The 22,951-nt window shown below is 41.6% G+C and carries 11 protein-coding genes, 20 tRNA genes, 3 rRNA genes, 1 pseudogene and 1 riboswitch; of the genes and pseudogenes, 2 read left to right on the top strand and 33 right to left on the bottom strand.

Annotated features, from left to right (window positions below; translation table 11 throughout):
* Positions 1–11 precede the first annotated feature (11 nt).
* The 4 genes and pseudogenes from menB to G6Q10_RS02935 all read right to left on the bottom strand — a co-directional run bounded on the left by menB (position 12) and on the right by G6Q10_RS02935 (position 4,761).
* Positions 12–830 (bottom strand): 1,4-dihydroxy-2-naphthoyl-CoA synthase, encoded by an 819-nt coding sequence (gene menB / locus G6Q10_RS10075; RefSeq protein WP_232057823.1) that lies wholly within the window; start codon positions 828–830, stop codon positions 12–14.
* A gap of 36 nt (positions 831–866) precedes the next feature.
* Positions 867–1,634: pseudogene (gene menH, locus G6Q10_RS10070) on the bottom strand (2-succinyl-6-hydroxy-2,4-cyclohexadiene-1-carboxylate synthase); the annotation flags it as partial.
* 2 nt (positions 1,635–1,636) lie between these two features.
* Complete coding sequence (menD, locus tag G6Q10_RS02940) at positions 1,637–3,376, bottom strand: 2-succinyl-5-enolpyruvyl-6-hydroxy-3-cyclohexene-1-carboxylic-acid synthase (protein ID WP_163652601.1); 1,740 nt, start codon at positions 3,374–3,376, stop codon at positions 1,637–1,639.
* A complete protein-coding gene (locus G6Q10_RS02935; RefSeq protein WP_163652598.1) occupies positions 3,373–4,761 on the bottom strand; it encodes an isochorismate synthase in 1,389 nt (462 codons plus the stop codon). The genes menD and G6Q10_RS02935 overlap by 4 nt, the downstream gene beginning before the upstream one ends.
* A 163-nt stretch (positions 4,762–4,924) precedes the next feature.
* On the opposite strand from G6Q10_RS02935, the gene G6Q10_RS02930 reads away from it, so the two are divergent.
* A complete protein-coding gene (locus G6Q10_RS02930; RefSeq protein WP_163652596.1) occupies positions 4,925–5,863 on the top strand; it encodes a 1,4-dihydroxy-2-naphthoate polyprenyltransferase in 939 nt (312 codons plus the stop codon).
* Between the two features lie 29 nt (positions 5,864–5,892).
* Here G6Q10_RS02930 and G6Q10_RS02925 read toward each other — a convergent pair whose 3' ends face one another.
* The 29 genes from G6Q10_RS02925 to G6Q10_RS02785 all read right to left on the bottom strand — a co-directional run bounded on the left by G6Q10_RS02925 (position 5,893) and on the right by G6Q10_RS02785 (position 21,450).
* Positions 5,893–7,752, bottom strand: a complete 1,860-nt coding sequence (locus G6Q10_RS02925; RefSeq protein ID WP_163652594.1) for a bifunctional homocysteine S-methyltransferase/methylenetetrahydrofolate reductase — start codon at positions 7,750–7,752, stop codon at positions 5,893–5,895.
* An 18-nt stretch (positions 7,753–7,770) separates the two neighbouring features.
* Positions 7,771–8,892: an aminotransferase class I/II-fold pyridoxal phosphate-dependent enzyme gene (locus G6Q10_RS02920; RefSeq protein ID WP_163652593.1), complete on the bottom strand. Its 1,122-nt coding sequence runs from the start codon at positions 8,890–8,892 to the stop codon at positions 7,771–7,773.
* 15 nt (positions 8,893–8,907) lie between these two features.
* A complete protein-coding gene (metE, locus tag G6Q10_RS02915; protein ID WP_163655680.1) occupies positions 8,908–11,199 on the bottom strand; it encodes a 5-methyltetrahydropteroyltriglutamate--homocysteine S-methyltransferase in 2,292 nt (763 codons plus the stop codon).
* Between the two features lie 99 nt (positions 11,200–11,298).
* Positions 11,299–11,404, bottom strand: a riboswitch (SAM riboswitch).
* Between the two features lie 48 nt (positions 11,405–11,452).
* Positions 11,453–12,619: an MFS transporter gene (locus G6Q10_RS02910; protein WP_163652590.1), complete on the bottom strand. Its 1,167-nt coding sequence runs from the start codon at positions 12,617–12,619 to the stop codon at positions 11,453–11,455.
* 67 nt (positions 12,620–12,686) lie between these two features.
* Positions 12,687–12,758, bottom strand: a tRNA-Glu gene (locus tag G6Q10_RS02905).
* A 3-nt stretch (positions 12,759–12,761) separates the two neighbouring features.
* Positions 12,762–12,852: transfer RNA gene (locus tag G6Q10_RS02900), tRNA-Ser, on the bottom strand.
* A 14-nt stretch (positions 12,853–12,866) separates the two neighbouring features.
* A tRNA-Asn gene (locus tag G6Q10_RS02895) sits at positions 12,867–12,939 on the bottom strand.
* 7 nt (positions 12,940–12,946) lie between these two features.
* Positions 12,947–13,020, bottom strand: a tRNA-Ile gene (locus G6Q10_RS02890).
* 14 nt (positions 13,021–13,034) lie between these two features.
* Positions 13,035–13,105 (bottom strand) — tRNA-Gly (locus G6Q10_RS02885).
* An 84-nt stretch (positions 13,106–13,189) separates the two neighbouring features.
* Positions 13,190–13,262: transfer RNA gene (locus G6Q10_RS02880), tRNA-Phe, on the bottom strand.
* Between the two features lie 7 nt (positions 13,263–13,269).
* Positions 13,270–13,342: transfer RNA gene (locus tag G6Q10_RS02875), tRNA-Asp, on the bottom strand.
* A 3-nt stretch (positions 13,343–13,345) separates the two neighbouring features.
* Positions 13,346–13,419: transfer RNA gene (locus tag G6Q10_RS02870), tRNA-Met, on the bottom strand.
* Between the two features lie 46 nt (positions 13,420–13,465).
* Positions 13,466–13,555: transfer RNA gene (locus G6Q10_RS02865), tRNA-Ser, on the bottom strand.
* Between the two features lie 31 nt (positions 13,556–13,586).
* A tRNA-Ile gene (locus G6Q10_RS02860) sits at positions 13,587–13,660 on the bottom strand.
* Between the two features lie 9 nt (positions 13,661–13,669).
* Positions 13,670–13,743: transfer RNA gene (locus G6Q10_RS02855), tRNA-Met, on the bottom strand.
* A gap of 40 nt (positions 13,744–13,783) precedes the next feature.
* Positions 13,784–13,856, bottom strand: a tRNA-Ala gene (locus G6Q10_RS02850).
* Positions 13,857–13,882: 26 nt separating this feature from the next.
* Positions 13,883–13,959 (bottom strand) — tRNA-Pro (locus G6Q10_RS02845).
* Positions 13,960–13,974: 15 nt separating this feature from the next.
* A tRNA-Arg gene (locus G6Q10_RS02840) sits at positions 13,975–14,048 on the bottom strand.
* Between the two features lie 15 nt (positions 14,049–14,063).
* Positions 14,064–14,149, bottom strand: a tRNA-Leu gene (locus G6Q10_RS02835).
* A 15-nt stretch (positions 14,150–14,164) separates the two neighbouring features.
* A tRNA-Gly gene (locus tag G6Q10_RS02830) sits at positions 14,165–14,239 on the bottom strand.
* A 9-nt stretch (positions 14,240–14,248) separates the two neighbouring features.
* Positions 14,249–14,330, bottom strand: a tRNA-Leu gene (locus G6Q10_RS02825).
* A 6-nt stretch (positions 14,331–14,336) separates the two neighbouring features.
* Positions 14,337–14,409: transfer RNA gene (locus tag G6Q10_RS02820), tRNA-Lys, on the bottom strand.
* 38 nt (positions 14,410–14,447) lie between these two features.
* A tRNA-Thr gene (locus tag G6Q10_RS02815) sits at positions 14,448–14,523 on the bottom strand.
* 6 nt (positions 14,524–14,529) lie between these two features.
* A tRNA-Val gene (locus tag G6Q10_RS02810) sits at positions 14,530–14,602 on the bottom strand.
* Positions 14,603–14,608: 6 nt separating this feature from the next.
* A 5S ribosomal RNA gene (gene rrf / locus G6Q10_RS02805) occupies positions 14,609–14,724 on the bottom strand.
* A gap of 74 nt (positions 14,725–14,798) precedes the next feature.
* A 23S ribosomal RNA gene (locus tag G6Q10_RS02800) occupies positions 14,799–17,732 on the bottom strand.
* A gap of 226 nt (positions 17,733–17,958) precedes the next feature.
* A 16S ribosomal RNA gene (locus G6Q10_RS02795) occupies positions 17,959–19,511 on the bottom strand.
* The 16S, 23S and 5S rRNA genes sit together here with 20 tRNA genes alongside, the layout of an rRNA operon.
* A 483-nt stretch (positions 19,512–19,994) precedes the next feature.
* Positions 19,995–20,435 (bottom strand): peroxide-responsive transcriptional repressor PerR, encoded by a 441-nt coding sequence (gene perR / locus G6Q10_RS02790; RefSeq protein WP_163652588.1) that lies wholly within the window; start codon positions 20,433–20,435, stop codon positions 19,995–19,997.
* A gap of 70 nt (positions 20,436–20,505) precedes the next feature.
* A complete protein-coding gene (locus tag G6Q10_RS02785; protein WP_163652586.1) occupies positions 20,506–21,450 on the bottom strand; it encodes an NAD(P)-dependent oxidoreductase in 945 nt (314 codons plus the stop codon).
* A 153-nt stretch (positions 21,451–21,603) separates the two neighbouring features.
* On the opposite strand from G6Q10_RS02785, the gene G6Q10_RS02780 reads away from it, so the two are divergent.
* Positions 21,604–22,896 carry a glutamate-1-semialdehyde 2,1-aminomutase gene (locus G6Q10_RS02780; RefSeq protein ID WP_163652585.1) on the top strand — a complete coding sequence of 431 codons (1,293 nt, stop codon included), beginning with the start codon at positions 21,604–21,606 and terminating at the stop codon, positions 22,894–22,896.
* Positions 22,897–22,951 lie beyond the last annotated feature (55 nt).

Below are 22,951 nucleotides of genomic sequence, written 5' to 3'. Positions count from 1 at the left end.
TTCCTCCCATATCATGGAAATTTAGGGAATTGATCAAAATCAGGATCCCGTTTTTCTTTAAAAGCATCGCGTCCTTCTTTTGCTTCGTCTGTTGTGTAATAAAGTAGTGTTGCATCACCGGCAAGTTGCTGGATACCAGCTAAACCGTCTGTATCTGCGTTAAAAGCAGCTTTAATAAAACGAAGCGCTGTCGGGCTTTTTTTAAGCATTTCTTTAGCCCAAGCAACGGTCTCGCTTTCCAGTTCTGAAATAGGAACAACTGCATTAATCCAGCCCATATCAAGCGCTTCTTCTGCTGAATACTGACGGCACATAAACCATACTTCTTTAGCTTTCTTGTGACCAATGACACGTGCTAAATAACCTGAACCATAGCCAGCATCAAAGCTACCAACATTTGGGCCTGTTTGTCCAAATTTCGCATTACTTGCAGCAATTGTAATATCACAAACAAGCTGTAAAACATTCCCTCCACCAATGGACCAGCCAGCTACCATAGCAATAACAGGTTTAGGAATTACACGAATTAAGCGCTGTAAATCCAATACATTTAATCGTGGAATTTGATCATCGCCTACGTAACCACCATGTCCGCGAACTTTTTGATCGCCGCCAGAACAAAATGCCTTTTCTCCTTCACCAGTTAAAATGATAACGCCTATTTTTTCATCATCACGAGCTAAACTAAACGCATCAATCATTTCCATTACCGTTTTTGGTGTAAATGCGTTATGTACTTCTGGTCGGTTAATTGTTATTTTAGCCATTCCATCAAATGTTTCATACTTTATTTCTTGATATTTTTTTGCAGTTTCCCACGAAATTGTCATATTGTTTTCCTCCTTATTTAAACGATTTAGCCAATTATGAATGTATTTTGTGACTAATTCTGGTTTCTCGAGATGAACAGCATGACCCGCTCCAGCAATCATCCAATGCTCGCCTTTTGCTAACAATGGCAACATAGTTATAGCAATATTAGTGAATTTATGATCCAATTCGCCTGTTAATAATAACACAGGAAAAGTGAATTTGCCTAATTTTTCCCAATAAGAAGGCTGTTTTCCCGTACCGATTTGTTGTAAGCTCTGTGCAAGTCCGTTTGCATTCTGCTTTAAACGTTCCTGCTTAATTTCGTCTCTTTGAAAGGCTGTTAGTTTTTTTTGTGTATCAAAAAGAGGGAGTTTTTCCCATTCTTTTATAAAAGCTGCCACACCGATTTCAGTGATACGTCTAGCTAAGTTTTCATCACTTAATTGCCGAAGCTTGCGCTCTTCTTCTGTTTTTAAACCAGGTGAGCTTCCTAATAAAATCAGCTTCTCAACATATTCAGGATAAGCTGAGGCAAAACCTATTCCAATTCTACCACCCATTGAATAACCAATAATAATGACTTGTGCTACTTTTTCTAAATCCAATAGCTCTTTCAGCTGAGTGACGGTTTGCTTCATTCTAAATTGTTCCAAAGGGAGATTAGCACTTTTACCATGCCCTGGCAAATCAGGCATCAATAAATGGTATTCAGGAAAAAAAGAGCCAATCTTTGTAAAAGTTGCGTGGGTTCCAGTAAACCCGTGAAGGAATAGGATCGTTTTCCTTGTTGTCCCACTTTTTTTTTGATAATAGAGTTCCATAATTAACCAAAGTCCTTCACTCTTTCAGCAATTCGCTGAAAAAGCACTTGGTGATGTTCTTTGTTTTCATGACGATTTGTTTTCACTTCGATAATATCAAGTCCTTTATGAAAACTAGCTTGGTCAAAGGCTTCAAGTAAGTGCTCATGTGTGCTTACTTCATGATAATCAGCGTCATAAAGTGCAGCTGCATAACGGAAATCAAGGTCCGTAGCCGTCCCAAATAGTGACTCAAAATGTTTAGGTATATTGTTTTGTGGTAGAAAAGAGAAAATGCCGCCACCATTGTTGTTAATGACAATAATGGTTACATTCAACTGATACTTCTTCGCCATTAACAAGCCATTTAAATCATGATAAAAAGAAAGATCACCAATCAAAAGATAAAGTGGCTGCAAAATCGTACTTGAACCAAGCGCTGCCGAAACTACTCCATCAATACCATTCGCCCCGCGATTAGCCAACATGCGAATCTTTTTATCCGTTTGTGAAAAGTAGGTATCCACATCTCGAATCGCCATGCTATTACTAATAAAAAAGCAAGCTCCATCGGGTAGCTGTTCACGCAATTCATAAACAACCGTACCTTCTTCTATTTCATTTTTCTCGCTAAAATAGCTATTGATCTCAGCCTGTGCCAATTGATTCCAGCTTTTCCATTTTTCTCCCCAGTTCACGTTATCTTCACTCTTCCAATTTTGTAAAAGAGCTTCGATTAAAAAGCGTTCATCACAGTGAATCATATCTGTCACAGCTTTGATCGGATCACGCCAACTTGCACCAGGATCTACGACATAAAAACGCGTATCTAAAAGGCTTTCTAACCAGATCTTTAACGGCTTAGAAACAGGCATTGCTCCAAAACGAATGACGACTTCTGGCATCATTTCAGCTGGTAAGTCTGTTATTTTTAATAAAGCATCATATTGATCAATTAGAGCCTCAGAAGTTCTCCCGCACGTTCTAAGCCCTGACAATGGATCCGCAAGTAAAGGCCAGTCCATTTTCTCAGCAAGCATGATTAGCGGTTCTGAGAGATTTTTTTTATCTAAAGCACCGCAAATAATCATTCCTTTTTTAGTGGAACAATCACTGATCATTTTTTGAATTGCTGCATCTTCTAAAACTTCATGTGTATAATAAATATGTACATGATGACGCTTTTTATCTGCTACTGTAAACGGCGAAGGCTCAAGAATAGGTATTAACGGCTCACGTAATGGGAAATTAAAATGAACAGGTCCTCGCGGTGTTTTCATCGCGATATCTACGGCTCTGCTTCCATGCCATTTTGCGTAGCGTAAAAGCTCGATGGTATTTTCAGGAAGTGCCATATCCGTAAAGTCTTTCACGTGCGTACCAAACAGATGATTCTGATCAATAGCTTGTGGGGCACCGACATTCCGTAACTCATGCGGGCGATCAGCTGTCAAAACAATCAGTGGAATTTGTGCTAAATTCGCCTCAGCAATGGCTGGAAAATAATTTGTTGTCGCTGTCCCACTAGTTGAGAGCAAAACAACAGGACGCTTTGAAGCTTTCGAAATCCCCAACGCAAAAAAACCCGCAGAACGTTCATCAATATCAACATAAATTTTTAAAGCTGGATGTTCTGCCATCAAAAGAGCGAGTGGCGTCGAACGTGAACCAGGGCTAATGACCGCTTCTTTTACACCAGCTTGAATAAGTTCTTCAATAAATGCACTAAGATAGTCTGTCATAATTTGTGCATGATTGGTCATGATTTTGTGCCTCCTAACACACGTAACATTGGCTGAAATTTAATCCGTGTTTCAACGAGTTCATTCTCTGGAATCGAATCTTTTACAATCCCACAACCAGCATATAAGACTCCTACAGACTCAGAGATGAGTCCAGAACGGATAGCAACAGCAAATTCCCCTTCAAAATCTGAATCAACAAAACCAATTGGTGCACCATAAAAGCCACGATCACTTGCTTCTTTCATCCGAATAATCGCAAGTGCGGTTTGTTTGGGAAGACCGCCAAGCGCTGGTGTTGGATGTAAATCTTTCACAATATCCAACATATTAGCCTCTTCTTTTTTCACTGCATGCACATTTAGATAAAGATGTTGAATATCACGGTTTTTTAATAAAGTGGTTTCACTTGAAAGCGATAACGTAGAGGAATATTTTTTTAATGTTTCTTCAATAAACTGAACAACATAATGATGTTCTTGTAAATTTTTAGCATCAGCTAAAAGACGTTGACCCATTTTCTTATCTTCATCAGCCGTTTCCCCGCGCGCAGCAGATCCAGCTACACAAGACGAAAAGAGCTCCTTGCCATCGCTTGCAAGCAGTTGCTCTGGTGACGCTCCAAAAAACATAGCATTGCCTTTTTCAAGCAAAAAGAAATAACTATTTTCTTGCGTATTCAGCATTTCAGCTAAAATTGCGCCACTATCTAAGCGGTAATTAAAATGTAGCCCCATTCTTCTTGAAAGAACGACTTTTTGTAAATCATATGAATCTTTTAGCAAATGAATAATTTCTTTCGCCGCATCTAAAAAGGCTTCACTATCAAGCTCTTGTGCATTAATGAATGAGGGGACAACAGTATCACTAACATCATTTTCCCTAATCTTGTCCCACTGCTTACATACTGCCTGAACCTTGCCATAATCATCATCTGGATAAATAACAAGATTAATTGTCAAATAACAGCTTTCCTGATTTTTTGTTACCATGAAAAGCGGTAGATAAAATAAACCATTTTTAAAACTTTGCCATTCCCTATCTCTTTCACGTTCAGGATCAAAAGCAAAACCCCCAAAATAAAGTGGCCCGGTTTGTTTCGTCGTTGCATTTGTAATTGTTTTTAACTTAAGTGTATGTAATCTATCTTTAAGCCCAAGATAAGCGTCTTCCCTAGCATCAGCTAAATACTGCTCTGTGACACCAAATCCTGCTAAAATCAAAGTTTTATTTGGATTTTGCCAAAAAAAGCGCTCACCATAAAAAGCCTCTTTCGCTTTTTGGTATAACGCAAGAGGTGAGTGTTCTTCTTTCATTTCATGAACCCAACTTAGTAAAGCTGGATGATTTTTTGTCGCACTCCGCTTTGCTTGTTCAAATAATGATCGTGGTAAAGTTATACCCATTTAAATCAGCTCTCCTTTAATTAACAAGATCTATTATATCAAAATATATAATTTACTGCTTGTTTTCCGCCTTTTTTTATCATTATCGTTTATTCATTGACGAAAGCCAAACATTTCCTTAAAATTAAAGAAAGAGCAATCTATTTAAAAAGGAGCGAAGCAAATGACAACCGCCGTAAAAAAAAACTTACAGCCACAAACCGGCTTTAAAAAATGGTGGACTTTACTTAGGCCGCATACACTAGTTGCTTCATTTGTACCCGTTTTTTTAGGTACTTCTGTTGCAATGAGTTATATGAACTTTAACTTTATCCGTTTTATCATCATGTTAATTGCTTGCTTTTTTATTCAAACCTCTGCGAACCTGTTTAATGAATATTTTGATTTTAAAAAGGGGCAAGATGACGAGCATTCAGTAGGTAATGGCGGGGCAATCGTCCGCAATGGTATAAAGCCAAATTTTATTTTATTTTTAGCTATTTTATTATACATATTAGCGATTGTACTTGGCATCTATCTATCAGCTGAAACAAACTGGTATGTAGGTTTACTTGGTGTAATTAGCATGATTGTTGGCTTTCTTTATACGGGAGGGCCCTATCCAATCGCTTATACGCCTTTTGGAGAAATAATGGCTGGCTTTTTTATGGGCGGTGTGATTACATTCATCTCTTTTTACATTCAAGCCGAATTTATTAATTCAGAAATTGTTTATATCACAATTCCTATTATGGTTCTTGTTGGCAATTTACTTCTTGCCAATAGCATTCGCGATTTAGTTCCCGACAAAAAAAATGGCCGCTTAACGCTTGCCATCTTACTTGGACGAAAAGGTGCGATTAGCTTATTTGCACTTGCTTATCTTTTCTGTTATATTTTTGAACTTTCGCTTATTTTCTTTGCTGACGCACCTTGGTGGACGCTTTTCATTTTACTCAGCCTGCCTGATGCTACTCGTTCCGTTCGCCGCTTCTTTGGTAAAACGGAACCTATCACGATGATTCCAGCAATGAAATCCACTTCAAGAGCTATCACAATCTTTGGTCTAACACTAGCTATTGCCTATCTACTAAGCTTGCTCAGCAAAAGCTTATTCCTATAATAAACTTCTTCATCGCTTTTCGTTCTACATCAGGAAAGCGATGAGTTTACCTTCAAGGAATCCTCTTTTTTACTTTGAACATATTCCGTTAATTCAATAGATAAGTCATAACGTAAAAATGGCGTAATAATATACACCCCTTTAAATTCTGCACAAATGGCATCAATCATCTCTTTAGCTAACTTCATTCCTTCTTCAATTCCAAAACCAGCCATTTCTGCTTGATTCATTCTTTCACGAACTTCATCCGTTAAACGAATACCCGGTACTTCATTATGAAGAAACTCAGCATTTCGACTTGACAAAAGTGGCATAACACCAAGGAAGCACGGCACATCAATCGCTTCTTTTTGGAGTGCTTCTTTTAATTCCTTTACTTTTTCAGGATGATAAAAGGGCTGTGTAATAATATAGTCCGCCCCGTAAGCAACTTTTCGTTTAATTTGCCGGACTGCTTTTTCTAAATTGGGAACATTTGGATTAAAGGCTGCTGCCACGTGAAAATGTGTCTTTTCCTTAAGATTTCCCCCTGTATAAGAAATCCCCTCATTAAACCGCTTAATTAACTTAATAAGCTCCACCGACCTCACGTCAAAAACAGAAGTTGCCCCAGGAAAATCGCCAATATTTGTAGGATCTCCCGTTATCGCTAGCACATCTCGTAATCCAAGCTTATGAAAACCCATTATATGTGAATGAAGCCCGACTAAATTATGATCCCTCGTCGTTAAATGAATCAGCGGAGTGATCCCATATTGCTGCTTCAAAATGCCTGCTAATGCCATATTACTTATCCTTGGAGTTGCAAGCGAATTATCAGAAATCGTTAACGCATCGACCCCTTTTTGATGAAGCTTTTTGGCCCCAGCAAAAAATTGATCTGTGGCAAAGGTACGTGGTGGATCAAGCTCAACAAGGATTGTATAATCCCTTTTTACTTTTGCTAACAAGCGCTCCTCTTTCTCCATTGAGTCTTTTGGTTGCTCTAAGACAACCTGGCGTACATTTTTTTCCTTCACTGGTTCAAAGGTGGTTAGGCCTTTTCGTAAAGCACGAATATGATCAGGCGTCGTTCCACAACAGCCACCGATAATCCGTGCTCCTTGCTTACGAAAAATCTCACCATATTGCTCAAAATAGGCTTGATCGGCTTGATAAATAATTTTTCCATCTTGAACTTCTGGTAGACTAGCATTAGGATAAGCAGCCAAAAATGTTTGCTCAAATAAAGGAACGGTTTCAAGTGCTTTCGCCATATGATAAGGACCCAAGCGACAATTAACACCAACAACATCCGCACCAGCTTGAGCAAGTTCAGCTAAAGCATCAGCAAGTAACTGACCATTTTGTAAAAAGTCCGGCTCATGGATTGAAACATTGGCCACAACTGGAAGGTCCGTCGTTTCACGTAAAATTTTCAAAACAGCTTTTAATTCTGTTAAGTCATAATAAGTTTCAAGCAAAAGAGCATCAACACCTTCTAGTAAAAAACAGTATAATTGCTCACGAAAACTTCGCTTAATTTCTTCAAGGGGTGCAGCTTCTAAATGATGATCCGTTGCTCCATTTATCCCTCCCATTGTCCCAAAAATATAAGTCCCCGTTCCTTCTGCTGCTTCTTTTGCAATCCGGACTGCTGCTTGATTAATTTTTTTTATTTCATCTTGCAAACCATACCGGGCTAATTTTAAATAATTAGCACCATAAGTATTTGTCTGGATCACATCCGCACCTGCGTCAATATAGGCTTTATGGATAGCTGTTATTGATGCAGGATGGGTCATATTCAATTCTTCAAAAGATCGATCCATCCCATAAGAATAAAGTAACGTCCCGATTGCGCCATCTGCAATTAGTACTTTCTTTTGTAAATCTTTTCGTAAATTCATTTACATCCCTCCTTCCTCTTAATGAATTTTAGCATTTTGACCAACAGCCTCAAACGCTTGTTCCAAATCGAATAATAAGTCACTTTTATCTTCAACGCCTACTGAAATCCGCAATAAATTATCAGTTAAACCATAAGATCTCCGCAAATCAGGTGGAATATCAGCATGTGTTTGCGTCGTTGGATAAGTAATAAGACTTTCGACACCGCCTAGACTTTCAGCAAATGTAAATAATTTCAATGATTTTAATAACGGAGAAATTATTTCCTCATCTTTCACAAAAAAACTAATCATACCACCGCGACCTGGATAGCGAACTTCTTCAACAAGAGGATGCCCAAATAAAAAATCAGCTATTGCTATCGCGTTTTCTTGATGTTGTTTCATTCTTAAGGAAAGTGTTTTTAAGCCACGAATAAGCAGCCACGAATCAAAGGGGGCTAAAACACAACCAATACGATTTAAAGCTTCTTGGAAAAAATCACCTAACTCACTATCTTTCACAACAACCACACCAGCTAAAAGATCATTATGCCCCCCAAGATATTTTGTTGCACTATGAACCACAATATCCGCACCCATATCTAGCGGTTGCTGCAAAATTGGTGTATAAAAAGTATTATCCACAATAACAAGCAAATGATGTTTTTTAGCAAATTCAACAACTTCATTAATTTGAATTTCCATCATTAAAGGGTTCGTTGGCGTCTCTAGAAAAATAGCTTTCGTATTTGGCTTAAGTAAATATTTAAGATCAGCGACATGATTTCCCTGCCAATAACTGAATTGAATCTTCGTGCGCTCTTCAAGTTGCCTAAAATAACGAAAAGATCCTCCATATAAGTCCTGCACACTGATGATGTGATCTCCCGTTTGAAACCGTTCAAAAACGAGCTGAATAGCGCTCATCCCTGAACTCGTTGCAAAAGCATATCGTCCACCTTCAAGTAAAGCAAGCGCTTCTTCTAAAACATCACGTGTTGGGTTTCCCGTACGAATATAATCGTATCCAGTTGAAACACCAATATCATGATGTCTATAAGCCGTTGAAAAATAAAGAGGCATATTAACAGCTCCTGTTTGTGAACATTTTTTATTCCCAATTTGCGCCAAAATGGTTTGCTTTTTTAAATTTTCCATTGTGCTACTCCCTCCTTAGTTTTCAACTGGCTGATAGCTTTTGCGAATCTCTTTCGTTGCCTGCACCATGTGCTGAAGTGCTTTAATCGTTTCTTCTTCGCGTCGCGTTTTTAATCCACAGTCTGGATTTATCCAAAATTGCTTGACATCAATTACGCGAAGTGCTCGCTTGATGTTTTCTTTTATTTCGGCTGTTTCGGGGACACGCGGACTGTGAATATCATAGACACCAAGCCCAATTTCTTTATCATAGATCACTTTTTCAAATGTTGAAATGATTTCACCATGACTACGTGAAGTTTCAATTGAAATAACATCTGCATCAAGAGCACTAATCGCTTCAATAATATCGTCAAATTCGGAATAACACATATGCGTATGAATCTGCGTATCATTTTTAACAACCGTTGTCGCAAGTTTAAATGAATAAACAGCATCATTTAAATATTTTTGCCACCTTTTTTGTTTAAGCGGCAATCCTTCCCGCAACGCTGGCTCATCAACTTGAATCACATGTATACCATTATCTTCAAGTGCTTTCACCTCTTTACGAAGCGCTAAAGCAATTTGATTAGCCACAACACTTTCAGCAATGTCATCCCGAACAAAACTCCAATTAATAATTGTGATCGGAGCTGTAAGCATCCCTTTCACAGGCTTTTCCGTTAGCCAGTTGGCATAAGCTGTTTCTTTTACTGTAATCGGTGTACTCCATGCGACATCCCCATAAATTAGCGGTGGTCTCACAGCGCGCGACCCGTATGACTGTACCCAACCAAATTTCGTAGCCTGAAAACCAGTTAATCGCTGTCCGAAATACTCAACCATATCCGTTCGTTCAAATTCACCATGAACAAGTACATCAATATCGAGATCCTCTTGAATTTTTATCCAGCGAGCAATTTCCTCATTAATATAATCTTCATACGTGGCTTGATCGATGTTACCTTTTAACCAAGCGGCTCTTTTTGCACGCACTTCTTGTGATTGTGGAAAACTCCCGATTGTTGTTGTTGGTAAAAGCGGTAATTTAAGCGAATCGTGCTGTAATTTGATTCTTTCTTGAAATGGAGACTCTCGCTCAACATTTAAATATTTTAGATTAGCCACTTCTTTTTGAACTTGAATATTATTCCGATAATTAGATTGATTTAAGTTATTTAAACCTTCTTTCGCAGCTGAAAATTCTCTAGCAACAACTTCCTCATTGATCGCTTTAGTCAATGTAACAACTTCTGCCAACTTCTCATCAGCGAAACTCAAACCACGAATGAGAACCTCAGGCAATTCAGTTTCGCTTTGTTTGGTTACAGGAACATGCAATAACGAACTCGAAGGCTGTAAAATGAGCCGATCATGCGGTACGATTGTCGTAATTTTTTTTATTAATCCTATTTTTTCTTCTAAATTTGTCCGCCAAACATTACGCCCATCAATTATCCCAGCTGCCAACCACTTATTCTCAGGAAAGCCAAATTTTTCAAGCTGCTGTAGAGTTTCACCGTGGTCATGAATAAAATCAAGACCAATTGCATCAACCGGAAGCTGAACAATAACTTCATAATCATCTAAACTTTCAAAATAAGATTGTAAAATCAATTTAGTATGAGGTGCAGCTTCTCTAAGTTTATGAAAACTTTCCACAATATAAGTAAGCTCTTCTTTTGGAAAAGTCGTTGCTAAATAAGGTTCGTCAATTTGTAGCCATTTAACACCAGCTGCATCAAGCTCAGCTATTAATTTAGCATACACTGGCAAAAATTTTGCTAATAACGTCTCAAATTCAGCCTCTTCATAACCTTTCCCTAATTTTAAATAAGTAATAGGACCTAAAATAACAGGCTTTGTTTCAATACCTAATTCTTCTTTTGCTTCTAAGTAATAAGTTAAAGCTTTATTTTCTAATAATTTAGGAGAAACATCATCAAGTTCAGGAACAATATAATGATAATTTGTATTAAACCATTTTGTCATTTCTGAAGCAACAGCATTTTCCCGTCCACGAGCGATCTCAAAGTACGTATTTAATGGAATTTTTTCCTCAAAGTTTCCAAAACGCTTAGGAATCACACCAAGTGAAACGCTCATATCAAGCACGTGGTCATATAACGAAAAGTCATTAACTGGGATCAAATCAATATTCGCTGCTCGTTGTTTTTTTAAATTTGATAAGCGAATTTTCTTCAACTCAGCTTCAAGCTCTTCTGTAGAAATTCTTTGATTCCAGTAAGATTCTAACGCTTTTTTCCACTCCCTTTTTTCACCTAAACGTGGGTACCCAAGATTCGAACTAATTGCTTTTACCATGTTTCCAACCCCTTCTTTTACTTTTATTAGCCACAAAAAAGCCTCCCTAAGATATAGAGAGGCTCGATATACGCTATTAAAACACGGAAAATCGCTTCTCTCTTATCTCTCAAAGCGCAATGCTCTGCAGGATTTAGCACCTTTTCATTAACTGAAAGGTTGCTGGGTTTCATCGGGCCAGTCCCTCTACCACTCATAATAAGAGTTTTCATATTTTGTATTGAAATTATGATATCATCTCCGACAACAGCTGTCAACCATTTACTTTTTTCACACGATTTCGCCAAGCAAAAAGTAAGAAGCTACCGAGAAGGAGCAGCAAACTAACAACGCCATAAAACACTTGATCAAAAAACCAAGCAATCACACTACCAGTTAAAGAAGGTCCAAGAATACTCCCTAAGCTAAAGCACATCCCAACTAAAATGTTCCCAGCAGGTAAAAGTTCAAGTGGTGTCAGATCAGTCATATAAGAAAGGCCTAATGAATAAAGCGAGCCAAGTAAAATACCAAGAACAAAAAAGAGAACAATGAACAGCACAAACATTTTAACAAAGATCGCGCAAAAAAAGAGAATTCCACCTAAAAAAGTCAAGATCGGCAAAATTTTTCCTCGTCCAACTTGGTCACTAAAAACACCAATTGGTACTTGAAATAAGATCGTCCCTACTGAAAAAGCAGAAATAATTATCGTAATCATATAGGTCGTAAAACCACTTCTAAGCGCAACAATTGGAAAAGTAGCATTCAATGCCGTCTCTAAAACACCATATAAAAATGGGGGGATCATAGCAATCCAAGCAATTTTTCCCACTACAAAGAAACGTTTTAAACTACCTAAAAAAGAGATTTTACGAATTTTTTCATTTTGTGCAATGAATTCATTACGCAAAAGCCATATTAAACTCCAAGAAATAATAACTAATATACCTGAAAAATAAAAAGGAAAAGCTAAATTGATATAAGATAAATTAACAAGCTGAGGCCCTACTGCAAATCCAAGTGAAAAAAACAAACCATAGATAGCCATATTTTTCCCTCTACTTCTTGGATCAGTCATAGCAGCAACCCAAGTTTGTGAAGAAAAGTGCAACATATGATCTCCAATTCCAATAACAAGTCTTAAAACAAACCAAAAGATTAAATTAAACCAAAGTGGAAAGGCAAATAAAGCAATCGCCACTAACAGGCTTCCCACTAGAATAATTGGCTTATATCCAAATTTATGGAGAGGAGCTTCAATAAAAGGCGAAATCACTAAAACGCCAATATAAATCCCAGTAGCATGAAAACCATTGATACTAGAACTAATTCCTTGTTCTTCAAATATAATCGAAATTAAAGGCAATAAAAGTCCTTGAGATAAACCGGAAACAGAAACAATAATTGTTAATATCCAAAATTTACTCCTATTTTCCACAATTCTCCCCCCTTCTTTGTTAAAAAAGAACAATGCCTACCAGGTAGGCATTGTTCTTTAATTAAAATGACCCGTACGGGATTCGAACCCGTGTTACCGCCGTGAAAGGGCGGTGTCTTAACCGCTTGACCAACGGGCCGGCTGGCGGAGAAGGAGGGATTTGAACCCTCGCGCCGCGTAAACGACCTACACCCTTAGCAGGGGCGCCTCTTCAGCCACTTGAGTACTTCTCCGAGTCTTATAAAAACTCCACAGGCAGGACTCGAACCTGCGACCGATCGGTTAACAGCCGATTGCTCTACCAACTGAGCTACTGTGGAATAAAAGTGGGCCTAAATGGACTCGAACCATCGACCTCACGCTTATCAGGCGTGCGCTCTAACCAGCTGAGCTATAGGCCCTTAGTATGCAAAAAAGCGGGTGATGGGAATCGAACCCACGACAACAGCTTGGAAGGCTGTAGTTTTACCACTAAACTACACCCGCATGAAATAAAAATGAGAACCAATCCTGCCCTACAAACAGGCACATTAATCGCTTCATCATGTCGTCTCATAGAGCAAAGAAAAGTGGCTTGGGACAGAATCGAACTGCCGACACCTTGAGCTTCAATCAAGTGCTCTACCAACTGAGCTACCAAGCCTTAAAGACGGTTCCGACGGGATTTGAACCCGCGATCTCCTGCGTGACAGGCAGGCATGTTAACCCCTACACCACGGAACCAAATTGCGGGGACAGGATTTGAACCTGCGACCTTCGGGTTATGAGCCCGACGAGCTACCAGACTGCTCCACCCCGCGATAATAAATAATATAGGTTTCCACTGCTTTAATCACTAATACAAAACGGAGGAAGAGGGATTCGAACCCCCGCGCGGTTTTACCCGCCTGTCGGTTTTCAAGACCGATCCCTTCAGCCAGACTTGGGTATTCCTCCACGATATTATTAAATAAGTGACAAGAAGAAGTGGACCTTGCAGGACTCGAACCTGCGACCGGACGGTTATGAGCCGTCTGCTCTAACCAACTGAGCTAAAGGTCCAAGAATAGATAGCGGCGGAGGGAATCGAACCCACGACCTCTCGGGTATGAACCGAACGCTCTAGCCAGCTGAGCTACGCCGCCAAATCAACAAACTTTTATAATACAAAATCCACATTATAAGTGGAGCCTAGCGGGATCGAACCGCTGACCTCCTGCGTGCAAAGCAGGCGCTCTCCCAGCTGAGCTAAGGCCCCATAAAGAAAAATGAAAGGTAGTTCAATGGTCGGGAAGACAGGATTCGAACCTGCGACCCCTTGGTCCCAAACCAAGTGCTCTACCAAGCTGAGCTACTTCCCGTAACTATACCACAAACGCGCCCGAGAGGAGTCGAACCTCTAACCGCTTGATTCGTAGTCAAGTACTCTATCCAATTGAGCTACGGGCGCATATTTAATTTGCAATGCCGAGGACCGGAATCGAACCGGTACGGATATCACTATCCGCAGGATTTTAAGTCCTGTGCGTCTGCCAGTTCCGCCACCCCGGCTTAACTTAACATATTTGGAGCGGAAGACGGGGTTCGAACCCGCGACCCCCACCTTGGCAAGGTGATGTTCTACCACTGAACTACTTCCGCAAAAACAAGTGCGGGTGAAGGGACTTGAACCCCCACGCCTCGCGGCGCCAGATCCTAAATCTGGTGCGTCTGCCAATTCCGCCACACCCGCAAAAAGTGAGCCGTGCAGGGTTCGAACCTGCGACCCTCTGATTAAAAGTCAGATGCTCTACCAACTGAGCTAACGGCTCGTTACATTATGTAACAACAAAATAAAATTAATAAAAAATGGTGCCGGCTGCAAGAGTCGAACTCGCGACCTACTGATTACAAATCAGTTGCTCTACCAACTGAGCTAAGCCGGCATAAAATGGAGGTTAACGGGATCGAACCGCTGACCCTCTGCTTGTAAGGCAGATGCTCTCCCAGCTGAGCTAAACCTCCATAACAGCCCGGCAGCGACCTACTCTCACAGGGGGAAGCCCCCCACTACCATCGGCGCAGAGAAGCTTAACTACCGTGTTCGGGATGGGAACGGGTGTGACCTTCTCGCCATTGCTACCAGACTTATTCATTGAAAGATGATTCTTTCAAAACTAGATAAAAAGGGTGATTAAACCTGACTCCAAGAGTCTTTTTTAAGGATAAGTCCTCGATCGATTAGTATTTGTCCGCTCCATATGTCGCCATACTTCCACTCCAAACCTATCTACCTGATCTTCTTTCAGGGATCTTACTTTCTTTCGAAATGGGAAATCTCATCTCGAGGGGGGCTTCACGCTTAGATGCTTTCAGCGTTTATCCCGTCCGCACATAGCTACCCAGCGATGCTCCTGGCGGAACAACTGGTACACCAGCGGTGCGTCCATCCCGGTCCTCTCGTACTAAGGACAGCTCCTCTCAAATTTCCTGCGCCCGCGACGGATAGGGACCGAACTGTCTCACGACGTTCTGAACCCAGCTCGCGTGCCGCTTTAATGGGCGAACAGCCCAACCCTTGGGACCGACTACAGCCCCAGGATGCGACGAGCCGACATCGAGGTGCCAAACCTCCCCGTCGATGTGGACTCTTGGGGGAGATAAGCCTGTTATCCCCGGGGTAGCTTTTATCCGTTGAGCGATGGCCCTTCCATGCGGTACCACCGGATCACTAAGCCCGACTTTCGTCCCTGCTCGACTTGTCAGTCTCGCAGTCAAGCTCCCTTGTGCCTTTACACTCTGCGAATGATTTCCATCCATTCTGAGGGAACCTTTGGGCGCCTCCGTTACTCTTTAGGAGGCGACCGCCCCAGTCAAACTGCCCACCTGACACTGTCTCCCCACACGCTAAGTGTGGCGGGTTAGAATGGTCATACAGCAGGGGTAGTATCCCACCATTGCCTCCTCGCACGCTGGCGCGCGCGGCTCTTTGGCTCCTACCTATCCTGTACAAGCTGTACAAACATTCCATATCAGGTTGCAGTAAAGCTCCACGGGGTCTTTCCGTCCTGTCGCGGGTAACCTGCATCTTCACAGGTACTATAATTTCACCGAGTCTCTCGTTGAGACAGTGCCCAGATCGTTGCGCCTTTCGTGCGGGTCGGAACTTACCCGACAAGGAATTTCGCTACCTTAGGACCGTTATAGTTACGGCCGCCGTTTACTGGGGCTTCAATTCGCACCTTCGCTTACGCTAAGCGCTCCTCTTAACCTTCCAGCACCGGGCAGGCGTCAGCCCCTATACGTCACCTTACGGTTTTGCAGAGACCTGTGTTTTTGCTAAACAGTCGCCTGGGCCTATTCACTGCGGCTCTCTCGGGCTTTCACCCTATCAGAGCACCCCTTCTCCCGAAGTTACGGGGTCATTTTGCCGAGTTCCTTAACGAGAGTTCTCTCGCTCACCTTAGGATTCTCTCCTCATCTACCTGTGTCGGTTTGCGGTACGGGCCGCTCTACTCTTCCTAGAGGCTTTTCTTGACAGCGTGAAATCAGGAACTTCCGTACTTTAATTTCCTTCCCCATCACAGCTCATGCTTCGTAAGAAGCGGATTTGCCTACTTCTTACACTCACTGCTTGGACGCACCTTTCCATCTGTGCGCTTCCTTATCCTTCTGTGTCACCCCTTCGGTCAAACAAATAGCGCGGGTACAGGAATCTCCACCTGTTGTCCATCGCCTACGCCTATCGGCCTCGGCTTAGGTCCCGACTAACCCTGAGCGGACGAGCCTTCCTCAGGAAACCTTAGATATTCGGTGGAAGGGATTCTCACCCTTCTTTCGCTACTCATACCGGCATTCTCACTTCTAAGCGCTCCACCAGTCCTTTCGGTCTGGCTTCTCTGCCCTTAGAACGCTCTCCTACCACGAACATCTTACGATGTTCATCCACAGTTTCGGTAATACGTTTAGCCCCGGTACATTTTCGGCGCGGGGTCACTCGACCAGTGAGCTATTACGCACTCTTTCAATGGTGGCTGCTTCTAAGCCAACATCCTGGTTGTCTAAGCAACCCCACATCCTTTTCCACTTAACGTATATTTGGGGACCTTAACTGGTGGTCTGGGCTGTTTCCCTTTCGACTACGGATCTTATCACTCGCAGTCTGACTCCCGAAGATAAGTCAATGGCATTCGGAGTTTATCTGAATTCGGTAACCCGAGAGGGGCCCCTAGTCCAAACAGTGCTCTACCTCCATGACTCTCTACTTCGAGGCTAGCCCTAAAGCTATTTCGGAGAGAACCAGCTATCTCCAAGTTCGATTGGAATTTCTCCGCTACCCACACCTCATCCCCGCACTTTTCAACGTGCGTGGGTTCGGACCTCCAGTAAGTATTACCTTACCTTCATCCTGGACATGGGTAGATCACCTGGTTTCGGGTCTACGACCTGTTACTCTTTCGCCCTATTCAGACTCGCTTTCGCTACGGCTCCGCTTTTTCCACTTAACCTTGCAACAAATCGTAACTCGCCGGTTCATTCTACAAAAGGCACGCTATCACCCATTAACGGGCTCTAACTACTTGTAGGCACACGGTTTCAGGTACTCTTTCACTCCCCTTCCGGGGTGCTTTTCACCTTTCCCTCACGGTACTGGTTCACTATCGGTCACTAGGGAGTATTTAGCCTTGGGAGATGGTCCTCCCAGATTCCGACGGAATTTCACGTGTTCCGCCGTACTCAGGATCCACTCTAGAGAGAAGCACATTTCAACTACCGGGCTGTTACCGTCTCTGGCGGGCCTTTCCAGACCGCTTCGTCTATCTCCTTCTTTTCTTACTCCGTATTTGAGTGTCCTACAACCCCAAGAAGCAAGCTTCTTGGTTTGGGCTCTTTCCGTTTCGCTCGCCGCTACTCAGGAAATCGATTTTTCTTTCTCTTCCTCCAGGTACTTAGATGTTTCAGTTCCCTGGGTCTGCCTTTCTTTTGCTATGTATTCACAAAAGAATCCTATCTGACAAAAGATAGGGGGTTCCCCCATTCGGAAATCTCTGGATCAATGCTTACGTACAGCTCCCCAAAGCATATCGGCGTTAGTCCCGTCCTTCTTCGGCTCCTAGTGCCAAGGCATCCACCGTGCGCCCTTTCTAACTTAACCTTATTTCTTTCCTTATAAATAAGGAAAGGCATGTTCTTTGATCTGCGATGATCAAAGAAGGTTCATGCTTTATTTTGACTCGGTGTCTTGGTTTACACAAACCATTGGTTTGTGTGGTTTTCACTTTACTTTTTATCTAGTTTTCAAAGAACAATCTTTTTGAGAAGTTGCCCTCTCAAAACTGAACAAAAGAAGAAGAAAGCATCCTAGGCTTCCTATTCCTTAGAAAGGAGGTGATCCAGCCGCACCTTCCGATACGGCTACCTTGTTACGACTTCACCCCAATTATCTGTCCCACCTTCGGCGGCGGGCTCCAAAAAGGTTACCCTACCGACTTCGGGTGTTACAAACTCTCGTGGTGTGACGGGCGGTGTGTACAAGGCCCGGGAACGTATTCACCGCGGCATGCTGATCCGCGATTACTAGCGATTCCGGCTTCATGCAGGCGAGTTGCAGCCTGCAATCCGAACTGAGAATGGTTTTATGGGATTGGCTTCACCTCGCGGCTTCGCTGCCCTTTGTACCATCCATTGTAGCACGTGTGTAGCCCAGGTCATAAGGGGCATGATGATTTGACGTCATCCCCACCTTCCTCCGGCTTGCACCGGCAGTCACTTTAGAGTGCCCAACTAAATGCTGGCAACTAAAATCAAGGGTTGCGCTCGTTGCGGGACTTAACCCAACATCTCACGACACGAGCTGACGACAACCATGCACCACCTGTCACTTTGTCCCCGAAGGGTAAGCTCTGTCTCCAGAGTGGTCAAAGGATGTCAAGACCTGGTAAGGTTCTTCGCGTTGCTTCGAATTAAACCACATGCTCCACCGCTTGTGCGGGCCCCCGTCAATTCCTTTGAGTTTCAACCTTGCGGTCGTACTCCCCAGGCGGAGTGCTTAATGCGTTTGCTGCAGCACTAAGGGGCGGAAACCCCCTAACACTTAGCACTCATCGTTTACGGCGTGGACTACCAGGGTATCTAATCCTGTTTGCTCCCCACGCTTTCGCGCCTCAGCGTCAGTTACAGACCAGAGAGCCGCCTTCGCCACTGGTGTTCCTCCATATATCTACGCATTTCACCGCTACACATGGAATTCCACTCTCCTCTTCTGCACTCCAGTCTCCCAGTTTTGAGTGACCCTCCTCGGTTGAGCCGAGGGCTTTCACACCCAACTTAAGAAACCGCCTGCGCGCGCTTTACGCCCAATAATTCCGGACAACGCTTGCCACCTACGTATTACCGCGGCTGCTGGCACGTAGTTAGCCGTGGCTTTCTGGTTAGATACCGTCAAGGGATAAGCAGTAACTCTTATCCTGTTTCTTCTCTAACAACAGTGCTTTACGATCCGAAAACCTTCTTCACACACGCGGCGTTGCTCCGTCAGACTTTCGTCCATTGCGGAAGATTCCCTACTGCTGCCTCCCGTAGGAGTCTGGGCCGTGTCTCAGTCCCAGTGTGGCCGATCACCCTCTCAGGTCGGCTATACATCGTCGCCTTGGTAGGCCTTGACCCCACCAACTAGCTAATGTACCGCGGGCCCATCTATCAGTGACACCGAAGCGTCTTTCTTCATCGGTTCATGCGAACCGAAGATCTATGCGGTATTAGCACCTGTTTCCAAGTGTTATCCCCCGCTGATAGGCAGGTTGCCCACGTGTTACTCACCCGTCCGCCACTCACGAACACATATGAGCAAGCTCATGCGTGTTGTTCGTTCGACTTGCATGTATTAGGCACGCCGCCAGCGTTCGTCCTGAGCCAGGATCAAACTCTCATTAAAATGATGTTGAATACTTATTCATAAGTATGAATAAGCTTCCTTACTCGTTAAACGGTGTTAGCAAATTTTTACTAACGTTTTTGATGGAAACGACTTTTCGTTTCCTATCCTAGGAATTTTGGGTGAAACATTTCGTTTCATCGCTTTTTCTTCTTTTTTGTTCAGTTTTCAAAGGGCAATATTATCGCTTTTTCCAGTGTTGGATAACCTACTAATAGGTTGTTTTTGCGACTTTTAAATCATATCATTTAAGCACTTCACTGTCAACAATTTTATTGTTTCATTTTAAAAAAATAATTGAACTAACAGCGCCAGAAATTAATATACCAAGTTTTTGAAAAGAAGTCAACAAAATTATGCATAAAAAAAGGAAAAAGAATTTAGCGATAATTCCAGCATTTCATCTTATTTTTTCTCTTCTAAAATGAATACACTATGCATAAAAAAACCGCTTGACATTTAACAAGCGGTTTTAACGTTAAACTATTTATTTTTCACTTCACAGTCTGGACATATACCATATACTTCCAAGCGATGTTTATTAATTTTAAAGCCAGTTACATGTGCTGCAAAATGTTCTACTTCATCTAATCCTGGATAATGAAAATCTACTATCTTACCACAATCAGAGCAAATCGCATGATAATGATTAGAAGTTGAAAAATCAAAACGACTAGAGGCATCACCATAAGTTAATTCTCTTATTAATCCTACATCACGAAATACACGTAAATTATTATAAACTGTTGCCACGCTCATGTTAGGAAAGTCGCTTTCAAGTGCGCGATAGATCTCATCAGCAGTGGGATGCGTGTCCGAATTAATGAGGAATTCAAGTATCGCATGACGCTGAGGAGTTATTCTAACCCCAGTTTTTTTAAGGACATCTATTGACTCTTTTAATTGAGCACTAGACACCGTCATGCACTCCTTTCTTAAAATAAAATCTTACTTCTACTATATTACCGGAAAATCTCATATTATGTCAACTATCTTAATAACCTTTATTTAAATCAATGCTATTTAAAAGAGCTTTTCCTTCTTTTTGATTATTCAAGTTCGTAAACCAAATCGTAAAGCAACGCACAAGATATTGGCTAGAATGCGCAGAAATATGTGGTGTAATTGTAACATTATTTAAATTCCACAACATTTCATCAGCTGGGAGCGGCTCTTTTTCTAGCACATCCAAATAAAAATGCGCAATCTCTTGGTTCACAGCTGCTTCTTTTATTACGTCCAAACTAACGGCTTTTCCCCGGCCAATATTGATAAAAACAGCGTGTTGGCTCATTTCTTGGAAAAATGCTTTATCGTAAACATAAGCTGTTGTTGTTGTATTTGGTAAAATTGAAACAAAGAAATCGGCTTGTTTTACTTGTTTTCTTACGTCTTTTAAAGCATACGTTTCATCAAAATTGTTAGCCTCGTGACCACTAGTATTAAAGCCTATTGTTTTCATTTCGAATGCCTTTCCTAATGCTGCAATTTTTTCTCCGATGGCACCTGTCCCTGCAATGAAAAGCTTACTTCCTTTTAATTCAAAAATCGGTACATCATCTGCCCATTCTCTCGCTTCTGCTTTATTTTTTAACTGTGTCAAATTTTTTACTTCATTTAGCAAGTAGGCAAAAACAAATTCAGCCATAGGGACAGCATGAATTCCACGCGCATTTGTTACTGTGATGCCTTTTTCCTTAATTTTTTCAGTTGGGAGCAATTCAACACCTGCGGAAAATACCATGATCCACTTCAATCGTTTTGCTTGTTCAATGATTTTTTCTGTCAAGTCAATTCCAAAAGTAACAATCACATCTACTTCAGCTAAGTTAGGAAATTGCGCGATCTTTGATGTATAATAATTCTTTATTTCTGGAAACTGCTTTTTTTGTTTTTCTTTTAATTCAGTTGGTATTTCCATAGTAAATAAAACATTCATCGTAAATTCCTCCTGTAACCCTCTATTTTAGTTTAAACTCTTTTAAAAAAATCAGCAAATATCTTGTTTATTACTTACTTCTTCGTTGCTAGAAATAGCTTTTTCGCATAAAATGAAAATAGGTTGATTTAACGAAGGAGATGTAAGTTAAATATGGATCATTCAAAATCTGAGCAATTCTATGAAGAAGCTTTTTTACATATTGTCGGAGGAGTTAATAGCCCTAGTCGTTCTTATAAAGGTGTTGGTGGTGGTACGCCAATTACAATGGAACGCGCTAGTGGAGCTTACTTCTATGATGTCGATGGTAATAAGTATATTGATTATCTTGCAGCATTTGGACCGATTATTACAGGGCACGCTCATCCTCACATTACAAAAGCTATTACACGTGCAGCTGAAAATGGTCTGCTTTACGGGACGCCAACGACACATGAGATTACTTTTGCTAAAATGTTAAAAGGAGCTATTCCTTCGCTTGAAAAAGTCCGTTTTACAAATTCAGGTACAGAAGCTGTCATGACAACTGTCCGCGTAGCACGTGCATATACTGGACGCGACAAAATTATTAAATTTGGCGGTTCTTATCATGGGCATTTTGACCTTGTATTGGTTGAAGCTGGTTCAGGTCCATCAACCCTTGGTACACCCGATTCCGCCGGGGTCACTAAAAGTACTGCAGAAGAAGTCATTACCGTACCTTTTAATGATTTGGCTGCATTTCAAGAGGCGCTTACTGTCTGGGGCGACCAGGTTGCAGCAGTTTTAGTAGAGCCTATCGTAGGCAATTTTGGCATTGTCGCACCTTTACCTAATTTTCTTGAAAAAGTGAATAAGTTAACCCACCAGGCAGGAGCCCTTGTTATTTATGATGAAGTGATTACAGCCTTTCGTTTCATGTACGGCGGGGCACAGAACTACCTTGGTGTAACCCCTGATTTAACTGCACTTGGAAAAATTATTGGTGGTGGTTTACCCATTGGTGCTTACGGAGGACGTGTTGATATTATGGAGAAAGTCGCACCTCTTGGCCCAGCATATCAAGCTGGTACACATGCGGGTAATCCTGCTTCTGTTCAGGCCGGTATCGCTTGCCTAGAAATCCTGCAAGAAAAAGGACTTTATGAGCGTTTCGAAAACTACGGCAAACAACTTAAAGAAGGGATCTTAGCTGCTGCTAAAAAATACGGTATCTCCATCACAATTAACCAAATTGTAGGCGCTCTTACCATTTTCTTCACAGATAAAGAAGTAAAAAATTATCAAGACGCGGATCAAACAGACGGGAAACAATTTGCTACTTTCTTTAAATTAATGCGTGAAGAAGGAATTAACTTAGCAGCATCTAAATTTGAAGCCTGGTTTATTACAACGGCTCACACGCAAAGCGATATTGATGAAACTATCGCTGCTACAAATCGTGTTTTCAAAAAAATGACAGAATAATCATGTTAAAAACCTAAAATAAAGGTTATAATGAAAATGTGAACGAATCGATCGT

Source organism: Listeria sp. PSOL-1 (assembly GCF_902806445.1).
In the GTDB taxonomy this organism is placed as follows: Bacteria; Bacillota; Bacilli; order Lactobacillales; family Listeriaceae; genus Listeria.
The sequence above is the reverse complement of the archived record's forward strand: the minus strand, read 5'-3'. Positions and strand labels throughout refer to the sequence as shown.

Excerpts from the sequence above, each read along its gene's own strand:
- G6Q10_RS02935 (WP_163652598.1), bottom strand. The coding sequence starts at position 4,761 with ATGGGTATAACTTTACCACGATCATTATTTGAACAAGCAAAGCGGAGT.
- menD (WP_163652601.1), bottom strand. The coding sequence starts at position 3,376 with ATGACCAATCATGCACAAATTATGACAGACTATCTTAGTGCATTTATT.
- G6Q10_RS02930 (WP_163652596.1), top strand. The coding sequence starts at position 4,925 with ATGACAACCGCCGTAAAAAAAAACTTACAGCCACAAACCGGCTTTAAA.
- G6Q10_RS02780 (WP_163652585.1), top strand. The coding sequence starts at position 21,604 with ATGGATCATTCAAAATCTGAGCAATTCTATGAAGAAGCTTTTTTACAT.
- menB (WP_232057823.1), bottom strand. The coding sequence starts at position 830 with ATGACAATTTCGTGGGAAACTGCAAAAAAATATCAAGAAATAAAGTAT.
- metE (WP_163655680.1), bottom strand. The coding sequence starts at position 11,199 with ATGGTAAAAGCAATTAGTTCGAATCTTGGGTACCCACGTTTAGGTGAA.
- perR (WP_163652588.1), bottom strand. The coding sequence starts at position 20,435 with ATGACGGTGTCTAGTGCTCAATTAAAAGAGTCAATAGATGTCCTTAAA.
- G6Q10_RS02785 (WP_163652586.1), bottom strand. The coding sequence starts at position 21,450 with ATGAATGTTTTATTTACTATGGAAATACCAACTGAATTAAAAGAAAAA.
- G6Q10_RS02920 (WP_163652593.1), bottom strand. The coding sequence starts at position 8,892 with ATGGAAAATTTAAAAAAGCAAACCATTTTGGCGCAAATTGGGAATAAA.
- G6Q10_RS02925 (WP_163652594.1), bottom strand. The coding sequence starts at position 7,752 with ATGAATTTACGAAAAGATTTACAAAAGAAAGTACTAATTGCAGATGGC.